Below are 15,687 nucleotides of genomic sequence, written 5' to 3'. Positions count from 1 at the left end.
CGCTGCATGTCGGTGACCTCTTCAGGCCGCTCGTCCACGAGCACCATCATGAGGTGCACCTCAGGGTTGTTGACCGTGATGGCGTTTGCGATGGACTGCAGGATGAGCGTCTTTCCGGCCTTCGGCGGGGAGACGATGAGGCCGCGCTGGCCCTTGCCGATCGGGGCGACGAGGTCGATGACGCGCGGTCCGACCTTCTTCGGATCGGTCTCGAGCCGGAGGCGCTCCGAGGGGTAGAGCGGGACGAGCTTGTTGAACTCGACGCGGTTCTTGAGGTCCTCGGTGTTCTTCCCGTTGACCGTGGTCACGCGGACCAGGGCGTTGAACTTCTGGCGGCCGCCCTGGTTCTGGCGGTTGTCCTCGCCGTCGCGCGGGGCGCGGATCGCACCGACCACGGCGTCGCCCTTGCGCAGGTTGTACTTCTTCACCTGCGCGAGCGGCACGTACACGTCGTTCGGGCCCGGGAGGTAGCCGGACGTGCGGATGAACGCGTAGTTCTCGAGAACGTCGAGGATGCCCGCGACAGGCACCAGGACGTCGTCCTCGCTGACCTCGGTGTCATCGATCTCCGGGCCCTGAGCGCGGCCACGGCGGCGGTCGTTGCGGTCGCGGAACCGGTCATTGCGCGCGTTCTGCTGGGGCTCCTCGCGATCGCGATCGCGACCCCGGCGGTTGCGGCGGTTGCGCCGGTTGCCGCTCTCGTCGCCGTCGTTCTCATCACGACGGCGCTCCTCGCGGTCGGCGCCGCGGCCGCGGCGGCGGCCTTCGCCTGCCTCGGCGGGCTGCGCCTCGGGCTGCTCGGCCTCGGCCGGCGCTTCGGTGCGAGCCGTCTCAGCCGGGCGCGCAGTCTCAGCCATACGCGCAGTCTCAGCCTTAGGAGCCGTCTCAGCCTGAGGAGCCGTCTCGGCCGCAGCCTCGGGCCCTGCGACGCTGCCGTCGCTTACAGCGCGACGGTTGCGGTTGCGGGTGCGCGGCTGGCGCGGCGCCTCGGCCGGCGTCGCCTCGGGGGCTTCAACCTTGGCTTCAGGAGCCTGCGGGGCTGCTTCGCTCACCGTGTCGGCCTGCGCGGCGGGCGCCGCATTAGGCGCCGCAACGTCATTGGCGGCAGCCTCGGCGGTCACGACGCCGTCGCTGCCGGCGCGACGACGCGTGCGGCCGCGGCCTCGGGCCGGAGCCGCAGCCTCTTCCGCCGCGGGGGCGGCAACGGGGGCAGCAGCCTCCGTCGTCTGGACTGCAGCCTCGGGCTGCTGTGCTGCTGCCTCGGGCTGCCCTTGGGCCTTGCCTGCGGCCGAGGTGCGCCGCACCACCGGCTCGCCCTTCTGGTGCGCAGAGATGGCGGCCACGAGGTCGCCCTTGCGCATGCGGGAACCGCCGGTGATACCCAGCTGGGAGGCCAGAGCCTGGAGCTGCGCGAGCTTGAGGCCCGCAATCCCCTTGGATTCGGCCGAAGTGGAGGCGTCCACTGCTGGGTTCAGCTCAGTGGTCTGTGTCACGAAGGATCCTTCCCCGTCGACTGCGGCTGCTGTGTGAAGCGGCCGCATCGTGTTGATGACCGCTTTCAGACTCGCGGTCAGATTGGCTGCCCCGTCGCACCAGAGCGGTCAGGCGGAGCACACTGCGGATTCGTCCCAAGCATTCGAGGGGACAGAGCCTCTGCGGCGGCTGAGAGAGGACTGACCGGCTGCGGAGCTGGGTAGGGACGGCATTCGACATTGGTTGTGCTGGGCCCGTGGGGCGTGCAGTTCGGTGGCGCTGTCTGACATGAAGCGCCGTGAACCTTGACCGGTGAGGCGAAAGCTACCGCGAATGCACTTCCACTTTAGCACCTTCGGAGTCAACAGCGAGCCGCAGGACACGCCAGACGGTCGCAGCGCGCCCCTTGGGGCTTGCTGCCGGGTCATCGTGGGCGAAGCGTTCGACGGCGGCCTGCACCTCGTCTGCCTCTGCATCCCCTGCCGTGAGGGCGAGCACCGTGGGGCCTGCCCCTGACACGACGGCGGCGTGGCCCTCCGCCCGCAGACTCCGGATGAGCAGGGCACTCGGCTCCATCGCGGACTCCCGGTAGCTCTGGTGGAGGTAGTCCTCGGTGGCCGGAAGGAGCAGGGACGGGTCCTGCGTCAGGGCGTGGACCAGAAGGGCGGCACGGCCCGAGTTCGCGGCAGCCGCGTGGTGCGGCACCGACGACGGGAGAAGAGACCGCGCGAGTTCGGTCGAGAGCTCATAGTCCGGCACGGCGACGATCGGCACGATGTCGGGGCGAACTCGCGCAACGGCGGTCCGGAACTCGTCGCCGTCCTGCCACGAGAGCGCGAGGGAGCCGAAGATCGCGGGGGCCACGTTGTCCGGATGGCCCTCGATCTCGCTGCACAGCTGGAGCACCCACTCGAGATCCGGCCGGTCCGCGGCGTCGACGAGTTCGACGGCCACGAGGACGGCTGCAACGGTGGCCGACGCGGAAGAGCCGAGCCCCCGGCCATGCGGGCTCACGTTGTGTGCCGTGAGCCGCAGGCCGGCGCGCCGGTAGCCGAGGCGGGCGAGGGCCGCGTCGACCGTGCGCACCACAAGATGGCTCGCATCGCGCGGAAGGGTCTCTGCGCCCTCGCCCGTGAGCGCGAAGGCGAGTTCGTCGTCGTCGGCCGTCTCGATGCTGACGGTGTCGTAGAGCGAGAGGGCGAGCCCCAGGCTGTCATAGCCCGGGCCGAGGTTAGCGCTCGTTGCGGGGACACGGACCGTGACCCGCTGCCCGGGAGCCACCGTGCGGAGCGAGGCCTCCCGGGCCGTCGAGGGGGCAGACATCAGGCCGAGGGCTCCAGTCCGAGCACCCGCGCCACGCTCACCACGTCGTTGGCGACCTTGACCGGCTCGACCTGCCCGCCGCCCTCGGTACGCAGTGCCCACTGCGGGTCCTTGAGGCCGTGCCCCGTGACGGTGCAGACGATCCGCTGCCCGGTCGGGACCATTCCGGCCGCGTGCATCTTCAGCAGGCCCGCCACGCTCGCTGCCGAGCCCGGCTCCACGAACACGGCTTCCTTCGCGGAGAGCCAGCGGTGCGCCGCGAGGATCTGGTCGTCGGAGACCGCGTCGATCAGGCCTCCGGACTCGTCACGGGCCGCGACGGCGGTCTCCCACGAGGCCGGGTTGCCGATGCGGATCGCGGTCGCGATCGTCTCCGGATGCGTGATGGGATGGCCCGCGACGAACGGGGCGGCGCCCTCCGCCTGGAAACCCCACATGATGGGGAGCTTGGTCGAGACGGCGGGAAGCGTGCGCACCTCCGAGCCCTCGCCGTAGGAGGACTCGGTGGCGTACTCCTTGTAGCCCTTCCAGTAGGCCGAGATGTTGCCCGCATTGCCCACTGGCAGCACGTGGATGTCCGGAGCGTCGCCGAGCGCGTCGACGATCTCGAAGGCGGCGGTCTTCTGCCCCTGGATGCGCGCGGGGTTGACCGAGTTCACGAGGAACACGGGGTACGCCTCGGCGAGCTTGCGGGCAATCTCGAGGCAGTCATCGAAGTTGCCGTCCACCTGCAGCAGCGTCGCACCGTGCGCGATCGCCTGGCTCAGCTTGCCCATCGCGATCTTGCCCTCGGGCACCAGCACGGCGCAGGTCAGCCCAGCCGTCGTGGCGTAGGCGGCCGCGGACGCGGACGTGTTGCCGGTCGAGGCACACACCACCGCCTTGGCTCCCGAGGCAACGGCCGCCGTCATGGCCATGGTCATGCCGCGGTCCTTGAACGAGCCGGTCGGGTTCATCCCCTCGACCTTGAGGTACACCTCAGAGCCAGTGAGGGCCGAGAGCTGCTGCGCGTAGACGAGCGGCGTGCCGCCCTCGCCCAGCGTGATCACGCGGGTTGCCTCGGTAACCGGCAGGCGATCGGCATATTCGCGGATGACTCCGCGCCACTGGTGGGCCACTAGACTCCTTCGACTCGGAGGACGCTCGTCACGGATTCGACGACGTCGAGGTTGTTGATGTCCGCCACGGTCTCGGCGAGCGCCTTCTCGCTGGCGGGGTGGGTCACGAAGCGCAGCTCGGCCCGGCCGTCGCCCGCCCCCGGAGCGCCTCCGTCGATCGTCTGCCGCATGGCTTCGATCGAGACCCCGTGGTCGGCGAAGACAGCCGCCACGCGCGAGAGCACACCCGGCTGGTCCGCGACCTCGAGGCCGATGCTGTAGCTCGTGATGATGGCGTCGACGCCCACCATGGGGAGCTTTCGCGTCGCGGTGTCGGTGCGGCCGGGCGCGCCGGCAACCACGCGCCGCGCCGTCGAGACGAGGTCGCCCATGACGGCCGACGCAGTCGGGCGACCTCCCGCTCCGGCGCCGTAGAACATGAGCTGGCCAGCGTTCTCGGCTTCGACGAAGACCGCGTTGTACGCACCGCGCACGGCCGCCAGCGGGTGCTCGCGCGGGAGCAGCGTGGGGTGGACGCGGACGCTCGTGCCCTCGTAGCCATCGGAAGTCTTCACCAGCTCGGCAATGGCCAGCAGCTTGATCACGAGGCCTGAGTCCTTCGCGGCGGCGATGTCGTCTGCGCTGACCTTCGTGATGCCCTGGCAGCGGACGTCGTCGAGGCTCACCGGCGTGTGGAACGCGAGGGTCGCGAGGAGCGCCGCCTTAGCTGCGGCGTCGTGGCCTTCGACGTCCGCCGTCGGGTCGGCTTCCGCGTAGCCCAGTCGCTGGGCCTCGGCAAGGGCGTCCGCGAACTGGGCGCCCGTCGAGTCCATCTGGTCGAGGATATAGTTCGTGGTGCCGTTCACGATGCCGAGAACGCGCGTGATGCGGTCGCCTGAGAGGCTCTCGCGGATGGGCCGAATAATGGGAATCGCCCCCGCGACGGCGGCCTCGAAGCTCAGCTCGGCGTTGTTGCGGTCGGCCTCCTCGAAGAGGGCGGGTCCATCCTGCGCGAGGAGGGCCTTGTTGCCGGTGACCACCGATGCGCCCTTGCGGACGGCCCGCAGGATGAGCGACCGCGCGGGCTCGATTCCCCCCATGAGCTCGACGACGAGGTCGGCGGAGTCCACCAGCGCCTCGGCGTCCGCGGTGAAGAGCTCGCTCGGGAGCTCGACATCGCGCTTCGCGTCCGGGTTGCGCACGGCGATGCCGGCGAGCTCGATCCGAGCTCCCGAGCGCGCGGCGAGCGCTTCACCGTCCTCGAGCAGAATCCGTGCCACCTGGCTGCCCACCGTGCCGCAGCCCAGCAGGGCCACCTTGAGAACCTTGCGGTCGTCCGGCGCGGCTTTCGGCTCGGGCCGCGTCTGAGTCTCGGTCATGCGGTCTCCCATCGGGTTGTCACACTCCCATGTCGCGGGAGAGCAGATCCTGTTCAGTTTCGCCGCGGACAATCCACCGCGCAGAACCGTGACGGACTGCGACGACGCCCGGGCGGGCGAGGTAGTTGTAGTTGCTCGAAAGGGCCCAGCAGTAGGCGCCGGTCCCCGGGACCGCCAGAAGGTCGCCCCGGCCGGCATCTGCAGGCAGGTACACGTCGCGCACCACGATGTCGCCGCTTTCGCAGTGCTTGCCGACCACGCGCGTGAGCTGGGGCTCCGCCTCCGAGGCGCGGGAGGCGAGGACTGCCGAGTAGTCGGCGTCGTAGAGGACCGGGCGTGCGTTGTCGCTCATCCCCCCGTCCACCGACAGGTAGCGCCGCATAGCCGTGGAGCCGTTGCCGGGTACGTCAACGACAACGTCCTTCACAGTCCCGGCGCGGTACAGGGTGAAGGTGGTCGGCCCGACAATCGCGCGGCCGGGTTCGATCGAGATGCGCGGCGGGGTGATCTTCAGTTCCTCGGACGTCGACCGCACGACGGCGGCCATCGCCTGGGCGATCTGCTCCGGTGGCCGCGGGGTGTCCACGGGCGTGTAGGCGATGCCGTACCCGCCGCCGAGGTCGAGTTCCGGAAGCGCGACGCTGTACTCCGAGCGCATTGCTGCGAGGAAGGTGAGCAGCTTGCTGGCCGCGAGCTCAAAGCCTTCGGGCTCGAAGATCTGGGAACCGATATGGCAGTGCAGGCCGAGCAATTCGATGCTGTCGTGTCCCGCCGCGGCCGCGACGGCTTCTTCCGCCGCGGAGGCGGCCGCCGCAACGCTCTCCCCCGACTCTTCAGCGACCTCGGCTCGGAACTCCGCGCTGGCCGTCCCGGGGGCCATCGACAGCCCGAACTTCTGGTCCTCGTGCGCCGTGGCGATGAACTCGTGCGTGTGCGCGTGGACCCCTGGAGTCAGGCGCAGCATGACCTTCGCGCGCAGCTCCCTGCGCTCGGGGTCCTGCTCCTCGCGTTCGGCCCGAACGGCGGCGATCGCGGCGACGCGCTCGAGCTCGTCGAGGCTGTCCACCACGATCCGGCCAACGCCCAGGTCGAGCGCCCGCTCGATCTCGGAGTCCGACTTGTTGTTGCCGTGGAGGCTCAGCAGCTCGCCGGGGAGGCCGGCTTTGGCCGCCACGGCGAGCTCCCCGCCCGAGCAGGTGTCCAGGCGAAGCCCCTCCTCCGCGACCCACGACGCCACCGCGGAACACAGGAAGGACTTGCCGGCGTAGTAGACGTCCACTCCACCGCACACGTCCGCGAACGCGGCGTCAAACGCCTCCCTGAAGGCGCGGGCACGGGCACGGAAATCGTCTTCGCTCATGACGAAGAGCGGCGTCCCGAACTCATGGGCCAGATGCTCCACGCTCACCCCGCCCACGGCGAGCTCGCCGCCCGGGGTCCGCTCGACGTCGTGCGCCCACATCTTCGGTTCGAGGCCGTTCAGGTCTGCGGGGACGGCGAGCCACTGGGGAGCAAGGGGCGATTGCATGCTCACATCCTTTCCGGCGCCGAGACGCCGAGCAGATCGAGGCCGTTGGCGAGGACCTGGCTCGTGGCGTCGTTGAGCCACAGGCGCGTGCGGTTCACATCTGTGATCTCCTCGTCGCCACGCGGAGCGATCCGGCAGTTGTCGTACCAGGAGTGGTACGCCGTCGCGACCGTCTCGAGGTGCCGCGCGACCCGATGCGGCTCGCGGAACTCGGCCGCCTTGCCCACGATCGACGGGTAGGCGGCGAGGTGCGCCAGAAGCTCGCCCTCCGTCGGGTGCGTGAGGAGCGCGGCGTCGAACGCGTCGCGCCCATCGACGAAGCGCTCAACCCCAGCCGCCACGGCGTTCCGGGCGGCGCCGCGGGAACGCGCGTGGGCGTACTGGACGTAGTAGACCGGGTTCTCGTTGGAGTGCTTGCGCAGCAGCTCCGGGTCGAGCGTCAGCGGCGAATCGGCGGGGTAACGCGCCAGGGAGTAGCGCACGGCGTCCTTGCCGATCCAGTCGATAAGGTCCTTGAGCTCGATGATGTTGCCTGCCCGCTTGGACAGCTTGGCGCCGTTCACGGAGACGAGCTGGCCGATGAGGATCTCGATGCTCGCCTCGGGGTCATCGCCTGCGCACGCCGCAATGGCCTTGAGCCGGTTCACGTAGCCGTGATGGTCCGCGCCCAGGAGATAGATCTTCTCGGGGAAGCCGCGGTCCTTCTTTGAGAGGTAGTACGCGGCGTCCGCGGCAAAGTACGTCGGCTCCCCGTTGGCGCGGATGAGGACCCGGTCCTTGTCGTCGCCGAAGTCGGTGGTGCGGAGCCACACCGCACCCTCTGAATCGAACACGTGCCCCTGCTCGCGGAGGCGGGCCACGGCGGATTCGATGGCCCCGGAATCATGCAGGCCGTCCTTCTCGGAGAAGTACACGTCGAACGAGACGCCGAACGCAGCCAGCGTGGACTTGATGTCCCGCATCTGGGCTTCGTAGGCGGCATGGCGGACCACCGGGAGAGCGGCCTCTTCCGTGAGTTCGCGCACATCGGGGTGCTGCGCGAGGACCTCGTGGCCCAGGTCGACGATGTACTGGCCGGGATAGCCGCCCTCCGGCACGTCGCGGCCGTGCAGCCGTGCCAGTACCGAGTTGGCGAAGACGTTCATCTGGCTGCCGGCGTCGTTGATGTAATACTCGGCGGTCACCTCGGCTCCCGAGGCGCGCAGGACCCGCGCAATCGAATCGCCGAGCGCGGCCCACCGGGTGTGTCCGATGTGCAGTGGTCCTGTCGGGTTCGCGGACACGAACTCCATGTTGATGACGCGTCCGGCGAGGGCGTTGTTGCGTCCGTAGACGGGCCCCGCCTCCACAATCACCTTGGCGAGCGATCCCGCCGCCGCGGCGTCGAGGGTGATGTTGAGGAACCCGGGACCAGCCACTTCAACGCTCTTGACGCCGTCCAGCGAGGACAGGCGCGTGGCGAGGATCTCCGCGAAGGCACGGGGATTCATGCCCGCCTTCTTGCCGAGCTGAAGGGCGATATTCGTGGCCCAGTCTCCGTGCTCCCGGTTCTTGGGTCGCTCCACTCGAATCTCCTCGGGCACGTCGACGGCGAGGTCGCCAGCGCGCACGGCGTCCGCGAGACAGGCAGAGATAGCGGAGGAGAGTTCTTCGGGAGTCACAACTCTAGGTTACCGGCGGGGTGGTGCCGCCCTGAAACCGCGCGGGTACAACGACGCCGGGGTGGTCCTCGATGTACCGCGGACGGCAGACCACCCAGCCCGCGACAGCGAGGATCACCAGCGTTACGCCGAGGAACGCGAAGGACGCCGTCCACGCGCCAGTCGCATCGTGCAGGATGCCGGCAAGGAGCGGCCCAGCGCACGCGAGCAGGTAGCCGAGACCCTGAGCGAACCCAGAGACGGCGCCGGAGGCTTGGTGCGAATGCGTGCGGAGGTTGACGAGCACGAGCGAGAGCGGGAACGTCGCGGGCCCGAGGCCGGCAAAGGTGGACCATAGCCAGGTCGCCGTCGCCGGGGCGAGCAGGAGCCCGAGGTAGCCGGCAATGAAGCAGGAAACCCCGAAGACGACGATCGGGAACGGGTTGCGTAGGCGGCTCGCAAGGACCGGGACGATGAGGCTCATCGGGAGGCCGACGCCGGAAAATATCGCCAGCTGGAGTCCGGCCTCCCCCGGGGTCAGCCCGGCCCCAGTGACAAGCGGGGGCAGCCACGCGAAGAGCGTGTAGGTGTTCAGCGAGGTGCAGCCGAACAGCAGCGCGAGCGCCCACGCCGCCGGCGCATGCCACGGACGCACGACCACCCGCGGCAGCGCCGATGAAGCGCGAGCCGACGTCCCACGCGAGGGGGATTTCCGCCGTCGGGCCCTGCCCTGCGTGGAAACGCCCAACCACGGCAGGATCGCGACGACGTTCAGAGCCGCCCACCAGCCGATCGACGTGCGCCAGCCTGCCGAGTCGGCAACTGGCACGGCGAGCAGCGGCGGGACGGTGGTTCCGAGGCTGATGACGGTCACGTAGAGCGCGGTCAGGAGACCGACCCGGCGCGGGAAGTACTTCTTGACCATGGGAGGAAGCACGACGTTTCCCGCGCCCATGCCCGCAAGCGCGATGGCCGAACCCGCGAGGAAGCTCCCTGTCTCGGGCGCGAATGCCCGGATCACTTGGCCGACCGCCCCCGCAATCATGCTGGCAACCGCAAGCACCTCGACGCTCCAGCGGCGCATGAGCAACGGGGTCAGGAGGCCGGCGATGCCGAACAACGCCGTCGGCAGCATCCCCAGGATTCCGACCAGCCACGACGGAAGGAAGAGGTCCTTCGAGATCATTCCCGTCAGGGGCGGCACGCTGGTGACGGCGATACGCAGCGTGAAGGCCACGATGAGGATTCCAGCCGCTGCAGCGATCCGGCCCCGTCTTCCAGGGGAGGGCTTCGCCGCGTCCTCAGGTGCCGTGGTTGTCCCCTTCTCGCTCACCCCACGACGTTACAGCAGGGTCGAGGACCGGCCGTTCAGTCTGGACGCCGCCCACTCGTGATCCCGGCTACGACGAGAAGCAAAACTGCGAGGAGGAAGATTCCGAAACCACCGAGCATCAGGACCCGCTCGATGGTGAACATTGAGGTGACGTGAACGTAGATGTTCTCGGGGATCTGTCCTTCAAGCGAGTCGAGGTGACCGTAGCGGATTAGGTAGGAGAAGGCTCCAAGGCAGGCTAGGAAGGCCCCCGAAGCGCACAGGGCGATGAGACCCGCCGTTGTCGTGTGACCTAATCGTCGTCTCACGCTCGCCCCACTCCGGTCAGCTCCAGATCGATCCCCAGCCACCCTCGGGGTAATTGCAGTTGTACGGCGCAATCCTTATCCAACTCCAAGAAGGGCGCCAGGACTCTAGATTGTATTCAGGGAGAGATGCGGGGAACCCAGCGAGATGACAGTAGAACTGCTCCTGGATGCTCGTCGTCCAACGCCAGCGATCAGCCCCCATCTTGCTGTAGACCGGCTCCGCCCTCGGATTCCGCAATCTCACAAACTACATCGAGACCGGCGGATTCAGACCCCACCTACACCCCCGATTGCGATGAGCCGACAAAGTGCCATTCTTGGATGTCACTTTGTACTTCAACTGGCCGAGGGCCTCCTCACGATTGGTCACAGCCGTACCCGTTCACAGCCACCGCACAGGCTCGAAGACTGAACTCCCCGGGCTCGGGCTACGTTTAAAGGGCGACCATCCGCACCGTCCGCAGAACTCGAGCACGTCAGGATTGCAGCCCATGCCCTCCCCCTCCGCCCTCCACCGCATCACGTCCCAGCCCACCCGCAAGGTGGTTATGAGCGCGCTGGCAGGGGCGTCCCTCGTGGGGGCAGTGGCCGGATGCGCTCCCTCCAGCGCAAGTTCGGGCATCGAAGGCGGTGCCGCTTCAGGCTCCGTGCCGACGACGGCGCCATCGGCGAGCGCGGCCAGCGGCAGCGCAGCCTCCCATGCCTACCGGGACGGGACGTACAGCGCCGACGGCCACTACACGTCCCCGAACGGTCCCGAGACGGTGGGGGTCACGCTGACCCTCAAGTCGGGAATCGTGACGGACGTGCAGATCACCGAGCACCCGACCAGCGCCAACACGCGTCTGTTCCAGAAGCACTTCGCCGCGGGAATCAAGGACGTGGTCGTGGGCAAGAAGCTGGATGACCTGAACGTGGGCGTCGTGGCCGGGTCGTCGCTTACTGGACAGGGCTTCAACGACGCCGTCTCGGTGATCAAGGGCGAAGCCTCCTAGGGCCGGCGATGGAGAGCTTCAAGTTCGAGGCAATAGGGACCCTCTTCGAGGTCCGCACCCCCTACCCGCTGGGCGATGGGCTCGAATGGGCTCTCCTGAACGAGGCCGAGCGCTTCGATTGGGTCTGGTCCCGGTTCCGGCCCGATTCCCTGGTAGCGCAGATGAGGGCGAACGGCGGCCGCTGGGATCTTCCCGCCGAGAGCTCGCGGCTCTCCGCCTTCTACTCGCGGCTGTACCGCGTCACCGACGGCGGCATCAACCCGTGGGTCGGGTCGAGCCTCGAGCGCCTCGGCTACGGTCCCGGGTACGAGCTGGTCCCGGTGGGCGCTCCCGAGCCCGCCCCGGCGTGGGATGCCCAGCATCTCTGGCAGGGCGCCGCCGTCGTCCTCGCCCACCCCGCTGTGCTGGACGTCGGAGCCGCAGGAAAAGGCCTCCTCGTGGACCTGTTCGGCGCCATCCTCGAGGAAGCCGGCCACGGCGAGTACCTCATCGACGGAAGCGGCGACATCCGGCACGCGGGCAGCGAACCGATCCGCGCAGCCCTTGAGCACCCCTACCAGCCCGACGAGGCCATCGGCGTGGTGGAGCTGCAGAACGGCGCCCTCTGCGCCTCCGCTGGAAACCGCCGGACCTGGGGCGACGGCCTCCATCATCTCCTCGACGCGCGCACCGGCGCACCCGTCGACACCGTCGTGGCCACCTGGGCCATGGCGGAGGACGCGATGACCGCGGACGGGATCGCCACGGCGCTGTTCGTGCGCCCGGGGGCTGACCTCGTTGATGAATTCCCAGCCATCGAGTGGCTGCAGGTCTTCTCCGACGGTCACGCGGAAGGCAGTCCCGCCTTCATCGAAGGGCTCTTCACATGACCCCAGTCCTCGCCACGCCGGCGGCTGCCAAGGTTCGGTTCGACTCGGCCCTCGGCCGCGTGAGTCCCTACCGACTCGTGGCCTCTGTCCTGGCCGTCCTCGCGGTATACAGCATGGTCCTCAACGCCCTCGGCTGGCTCCGCTTCGGCATCCCGGCCATGCTGGCCTCCCTCATCGTGTGCCTCGGTGCCGCGTACGGGGCCAACCGCGGCGTCGCCGCCCTCTTCCGGGTCCGTCCCCACTCGGAATCCGCCCTCGTCACCGGGCTTCTCCTGTACTTCCTGTTCTGGCCCAGCCTCGCCCCGGCAGACTTGGCGCTGACCGCCCTCGCGTGCGTCATGGCCGTCGCGTCGAAGTACGTCCTCGCGGTGCATGGACGGCATGCCTTCAACCCGGCAGCATTCGGTGCGTTTGCCGTCGGCCTGACGGGGCTCAGCGCTGCGGCCTGGTGGGCCGGGACTCCCGCCATGCTGTGGGGCGTCGTCCCCGGCGCGCTCCTGGTGCTCTACCGGGTACAGCGGCTCGTCATGGCCGCCGTCTTCGCCGTCGTCGCCATCGTCCTCTCGACGATTGTCGCGGGAGGTCCCACCGCGAGCCCCCTCGACTCGGCTGTCCAGGCCCTCACCCAAGCGCCGCTGGTCTTCTTCGCCGGCTTCATGCTCTCCGAGCCGCTCACCATGCCGGGCCGCCGTCGCTACCGCCTGGCCTATGCGGCCGTCGTGGCCCTCGCCTATGCCCTGCCTTACAGCTTCGGACCCGTCGCCAGCTCACCCGAGCTCGCGCTCCTCGTGGGAAATCTCCTCGCCTTCGCCTTCGGGCTCTCCCGAGGCATGCCGCTGCGCTTCGTCGAACGACGGCGCCTCACCCCGACCGCCGAGGAATTCGTCTTCCTCCCAGGACGCCGCGCCCGCTTCCTCCCCGGCCAGTATGCCGATCTGAACCTTCCGACACCGGGCGGGCTGCTGCCAGGGAGCCGGAGGACCTTTAGCTTCGCGAGCTCGCCCTCGTCCGATCTGATCTCCTTCGGGGTAGGGATCGCGCCTCCGATCTCCCCATCGAAACAGTTCCTCAGGCGGCTCGAGCCCGGCCAGCGCGTACAGGTGGCTGCCATCGGCGGAGACTTCGTCCTCCCCCGCGACCGTGAGGTCCCCGTCCTCCTCGTCGCGGGAGGCATCGGCATGACCCCCTTCGCCTCCATGCTGCGGGCGGTGAGGAGCCGCGGCGAGGTGCGCGACGTCGTCGTGCTCGCTTCGGTTCCGAGCCCCGAGGAGCTGCCTTTCGCAGACGTCCTCAGATCCTCCGGCGCCCGCGTCATCGTGCGCACGTCCGACGGCGCAAGTCCCCCCGATTTCGCCGAGGACGCCGGGAGCGAGGCATTCACGGCCCAGCGCCTGCGCGAGCTCGTGCCCGATCTCGCCGCGCGGACCGCCTTCGTCTCCGGACCGCCGTCGTTCGTGGGGGCCGTCGCCAGGTCGTTGCGGAAGGCCGGAGCGGCCCACGTGCGCCGAGACGCGTTCTCGGGGTACTGATGTTCTCGGGTCATGGCAGGGTGTTGGGCGCCTGCCCAGCGCGCGTAGGCTGGCTGGCGGCGAGAACCTTCGGGAAGGAGCAGGCATGGACCAGGACATCCAGAACCGCATCAAGGAGCTCATCGAGGAGGAGCACAAGCTTCGCTCCGCCCTGGGCGAGGGCGAAATCTCGGCCGGCGAAGAGCAGTCGCGCCTCGGCTCGGTCGAGGCCCAGCTCGACCAGTGCTGGGACCTGCTTCGTCAGCGACGCGCCAAGAGGCAATACGGCGAGAACCCGAACGAGGCCGAGGTCCGCTCGCCGGACGTCGTGGAGAACTACCTCGAGTGACCCTCCCATCGCCTTGCTGACGGCGTGGCGGGTTGCCACCCGGCCGGTTTGCGCGTCCGGGGTGGGCACCTGATAAGCTCGATGAGTCCCACGGGCTTCTAGCCCAAGCCCTCGTAGCTCAGGGGATAGAGCGTCTGCCTCCGGAGCAGAAGGCCGTAGGTTCGAATCCTATCGAGGGCACAGTCAAGAAGGTCCCGCGGAGTCCATCGGCGGGACCTTCCTCTTTCTCTTAGAAAACATCAGCGCGCGTGTGGCGCCAGGCGCCAGTGCCGCAGGAATGAGAATCCATAGGACCGCGGAGCTCAGCGCGGGAAGGACTTCCCCTCCCTCACTGAGAAAATCCGAGAAGGTCGCGGACTGCAAATAGTCAGCGGGAACGCCCGGAATGAGCCCGATCAACAGATCCACAACTGTCGACTGCGCTAGCACAAAGACGATCGCCACGGGCGTAGACATGAGAGCCGAGGCTACGGCCGCTCCGGAAACGGATCCGACCAATACGCCACACACGACGAGCCACACGGTGGATAGGACAGAACCGTAAACGATCTGTGCACCTGAGACGGCAGAGACGAGGGCAGCTGCGATGAGGGCCGCAATGCACACGATCACCGTGACCGCCACTGCGAACATGGCAACCGACAGGTACTTTGCCGTGAGGATGACGGTCCGCCGAGGTTGCAGGGCGTAGTACTTGACCACTTCTCGGTGCTGCAAGTCGGAGGTGACAGAGAGGATCGCAAGCAAGGGCGCTATAACTGCTCCGGGCAATGCGAGCACGGCGACTATTGCCGAAACTTCAAGCGATGCGCCGCGGGCTACAGACAGGACGATCGAAAGAACCACCAGAGACAGGCCCACCACCGCCATGACGAACAGGAGCCATCGGGCACTACGCGTATCGACCAACTTGCGCGCCTCGACCTGGAAGCAAATCCAGAAACACTGCGAGCACCGTTCCATCAACCCTCACGCCCTTCTTCATCCGGTCCATGAAACTCCGGCGACGTGAGGGCGGTGTAATACGCCTCGAGCGAGGGTTGATCGCCGGAACGAAGACAGGTCAGCTGTATGTGATGAACCCACATCAGCTTGGCGACTTCGTCGGCTGTTGCCCGCACGTAAAATCCGCTGCGTTCGTTTCTGTCGACTCGGGAGGTGAATTCGAGCCCCGCGGCGCGAAGAACGCTTTCTGCTTCCAGATCCGGACTGCTGACGAATGTCCACCGAGCATCGGCATTCGCTGCGAGTATGCATTCCGACACGATGCGACCGCGATCAATGATGATCACTCGGTCGGCATAGGACTCTAGCTCATTGAGAAGGTGGCTCGACACGAGGACGGCGGCGCCCTGCTGAGCGAGTGAACGAAGCAGGTTCTTGAGCCAGCGCATGCCCTCTACGTCGAGGCCGTTAGATCTGGCTTCCCAGTGGCTGGACGGCCGCAGGCGTCGACAGCAGGATGGCTCCAGCGAGTCCTAGGGCAACCGCTCTCATGCGCGCCGCCTTCGCGGCAGTAGCAGGCTCCGCTAGTGGCATCTCTCCCCCGTCTCGTCATCGGCTCCTTGCCGCCCCGATCCTTGGACGACGAACGTCATGTCAAGCACAGATATCCGAAATATCTATTGATATTTCCGTTCTTAGGCACCATCGTTCTGGGGAGACGACGCAGTTCTTAGGCAGGGGATGCGATCCGTATTGTTTCGGCGTCTGCAGGGGCGGTCCATGACGCCACTAGACTGGATCAGCCATGGCCATGACCATTACGTATCCCAGCTCCCTGCCTGTCTCCGAGCGGCGCGACGAGCTCATGGAGGCCATCGCCGCGCATCAGGTCACCATCATCGCGGGCGAGACGGGTTCCGGGAAGACCACCCAGATCCCC

Annotated in this window: 14 protein-coding genes and 1 tRNA gene; 5 read left to right on the top strand and 10 right to left on the bottom strand. The window is 67.9% G+C overall.

Annotation, left to right across the window (positions count from 1 at the left end; all coding sequences use genetic code 11):
* The 8 genes from ACTHL9_RS04960 to ACTHL9_RS04925 all read right to left on the bottom strand — a co-directional run.
* On the bottom strand, positions 1-1,493 hold a 1,493-nt coding region (locus ACTHL9_RS04960), incomplete at its 3' end, for a Rho termination factor N-terminal domain-containing protein (RefSeq protein ID WP_440517726.1).
* Between the two features lie 304 nt (positions 1,494-1,797).
* A complete protein-coding gene (gene thrB, locus ACTHL9_RS04955; protein WP_440517724.1) occupies positions 1,798-2,796 on the bottom strand; it encodes a homoserine kinase in 999 nt (332 codons plus the stop codon).
* Positions 2,796-3,914 (bottom strand): threonine synthase, encoded by a 1,119-nt coding sequence (thrC, locus tag ACTHL9_RS04950; protein ID WP_440517723.1) that lies wholly within the window; start codon positions 3,912-3,914, stop codon positions 2,796-2,798. The genes thrB and thrC overlap by 1 nt, the downstream gene beginning before the upstream one ends.
* The gene (locus tag ACTHL9_RS04945; RefSeq protein ID WP_440517721.1) at positions 3,914-5,272 is read right to left on the bottom strand and encodes a homoserine dehydrogenase; all 1,359 of its coding nucleotides are present in this window, start codon (positions 5,270-5,272) and stop codon (positions 3,914-3,916) included. The genes thrC and ACTHL9_RS04945 overlap by 1 nt, the downstream gene beginning before the upstream one ends.
* 19 nt (positions 5,273-5,291) lie before the next feature.
* Positions 5,292-6,800 (bottom strand): diaminopimelate decarboxylase family protein, encoded by a 1,509-nt coding sequence (locus ACTHL9_RS04940; protein WP_440517719.1) that lies wholly within the window; start codon positions 6,798-6,800, stop codon positions 5,292-5,294.
* Between the two features lie 2 nt (positions 6,801-6,802).
* Positions 6,803-8,461, bottom strand: coding sequence for an arginine--tRNA ligase (gene argS / locus ACTHL9_RS04935; RefSeq protein ID WP_440517717.1), 1,659 nt, complete (start codon positions 8,459-8,461; stop codon positions 6,803-6,805).
* Positions 8,462-8,465: 4 nt separating this feature from the next.
* Positions 8,466-9,773 (bottom strand): MFS transporter, encoded by a 1,308-nt coding sequence (locus tag ACTHL9_RS04930; RefSeq protein ID WP_440517715.1) that lies wholly within the window; start codon positions 9,771-9,773, stop codon positions 8,466-8,468.
* A gap of 324 nt (positions 9,774-10,097) precedes the next feature.
* Entirely contained in the window at positions 10,098-10,283 is a 186-nt protein-coding gene (locus ACTHL9_RS04925) for a DUF2599 domain-containing protein (RefSeq protein ID WP_440517727.1), read from the bottom strand.
* Positions 10,284-10,572: 289 nt separating this feature from the next.
* Here ACTHL9_RS04925 and ACTHL9_RS04920 point away from each other — a divergent pair, with 289 nt between their 5' ends.
* From ACTHL9_RS04920 to ACTHL9_RS04900, 5 genes are all read left to right on the top strand, one after another.
* Positions 10,573-11,076: an FMN-binding protein gene (locus ACTHL9_RS04920; RefSeq protein ID WP_440517714.1), complete on the top strand. Its 504-nt coding sequence runs from the start codon at positions 10,573-10,575 to the stop codon at positions 11,074-11,076.
* A gap of 8 nt (positions 11,077-11,084) precedes the next feature.
* On the top strand, positions 11,085-11,945 hold the full coding sequence (locus ACTHL9_RS04915; protein ID WP_440517712.1) for an FAD:protein FMN transferase: 861 nt from the start codon (positions 11,085-11,087) through the stop codon (positions 11,943-11,945).
* Positions 11,942-13,474 carry an oxidoreductase gene (locus ACTHL9_RS04910; protein ID WP_440517710.1) on the top strand — a complete coding sequence of 511 codons (1,533 nt, stop codon included), beginning with the start codon at positions 11,942-11,944 and terminating at the stop codon, positions 13,472-13,474. The genes ACTHL9_RS04915 and ACTHL9_RS04910 overlap by 4 nt, the downstream gene beginning before the upstream one ends.
* Before the next feature lie 85 nt (positions 13,475-13,559).
* On the top strand, positions 13,560-13,802 hold the full coding sequence (locus tag ACTHL9_RS04905; protein WP_440517709.1) for a DUF2630 family protein: 243 nt from the start codon (positions 13,560-13,562) through the stop codon (positions 13,800-13,802).
* Between the two features lie 107 nt (positions 13,803-13,909).
* Positions 13,910-13,982 (top strand) — tRNA-Arg (locus tag ACTHL9_RS04900).
* Between the two features lie 3 nt (positions 13,983-13,985).
* Here ACTHL9_RS04900 and ACTHL9_RS04895 read toward each other — a convergent pair.
* Both ACTHL9_RS04895 and ACTHL9_RS04890 read right to left on the bottom strand, forming a co-directional pair.
* A complete protein-coding gene (locus ACTHL9_RS04895) occupies positions 13,986-14,672 on the bottom strand; it encodes a hypothetical protein (RefSeq protein ID WP_440517708.1) in 687 nt (228 codons plus the stop codon).
* A gap of 92 nt (positions 14,673-14,764) precedes the next feature.
* The gene (locus tag ACTHL9_RS04890) at positions 14,765-15,196 is read right to left on the bottom strand and encodes a hypothetical protein (RefSeq protein ID WP_440517707.1); all 432 of its coding nucleotides are present in this window, start codon (positions 15,194-15,196) and stop codon (positions 14,765-14,767) included.
* Positions 15,197-15,687: the final 491 nt, after the last annotated feature.

This window comes from Sinomonas sp. (genome assembly GCF_051955515.1).
In the GTDB taxonomy this organism is placed as follows: Bacteria; Actinomycetota; Actinomycetes; order Actinomycetales; family Micrococcaceae; genus Sinomonas.
Note: the sequence above shows the minus strand (reverse complement) of the source record. Positions and strands in the feature narration are given on the sequence as shown.

Excerpts from the sequence above, each read along its gene's own strand:
- thrB (WP_440517724.1), bottom strand. The coding sequence starts at position 2,796 with ATGTCTGCCCCCTCGACGGCCCGGGAGGCCTCGCTCCGCACGGTGGCT.
- ACTHL9_RS04945 (WP_440517721.1), bottom strand. The coding sequence starts at position 5,272 with ATGACCGAGACTCAGACGCGGCCCGAGCCGAAAGCCGCGCCGGACGAC.
- ACTHL9_RS04940 (WP_440517719.1), bottom strand. The coding sequence starts at position 6,800 with ATGCAATCGCCCCTTGCTCCCCAGTGGCTCGCCGTCCCCGCAGACCTG.
- ACTHL9_RS04925 (WP_440517727.1), bottom strand. The coding sequence starts at position 10,283 with ATGGGGGCTGATCGCTGGCGTTGGACGACGAGCATCCAGGAGCAGTTC.
- ACTHL9_RS04920 (WP_440517714.1), top strand. The coding sequence starts at position 10,573 with ATGCCCTCCCCCTCCGCCCTCCACCGCATCACGTCCCAGCCCACCCGC.
- ACTHL9_RS04915 (WP_440517712.1), top strand. The coding sequence starts at position 11,085 with ATGGAGAGCTTCAAGTTCGAGGCAATAGGGACCCTCTTCGAGGTCCGC.
- ACTHL9_RS04910 (WP_440517710.1), top strand. The coding sequence starts at position 11,942 with ATGACCCCAGTCCTCGCCACGCCGGCGGCTGCCAAGGTTCGGTTCGAC.
- ACTHL9_RS04905 (WP_440517709.1), top strand. The coding sequence starts at position 13,560 with ATGGACCAGGACATCCAGAACCGCATCAAGGAGCTCATCGAGGAGGAG.
- ACTHL9_RS04895 (WP_440517708.1), bottom strand. The coding sequence starts at position 14,672 with ATGGCGGTGGTGGGCCTGTCTCTGGTGGTTCTTTCGATCGTCCTGTCT.
- ACTHL9_RS04890 (WP_440517707.1), bottom strand. The coding sequence starts at position 15,196 with ATGCGCTGGCTCAAGAACCTGCTTCGTTCACTCGCTCAGCAGGGCGCC.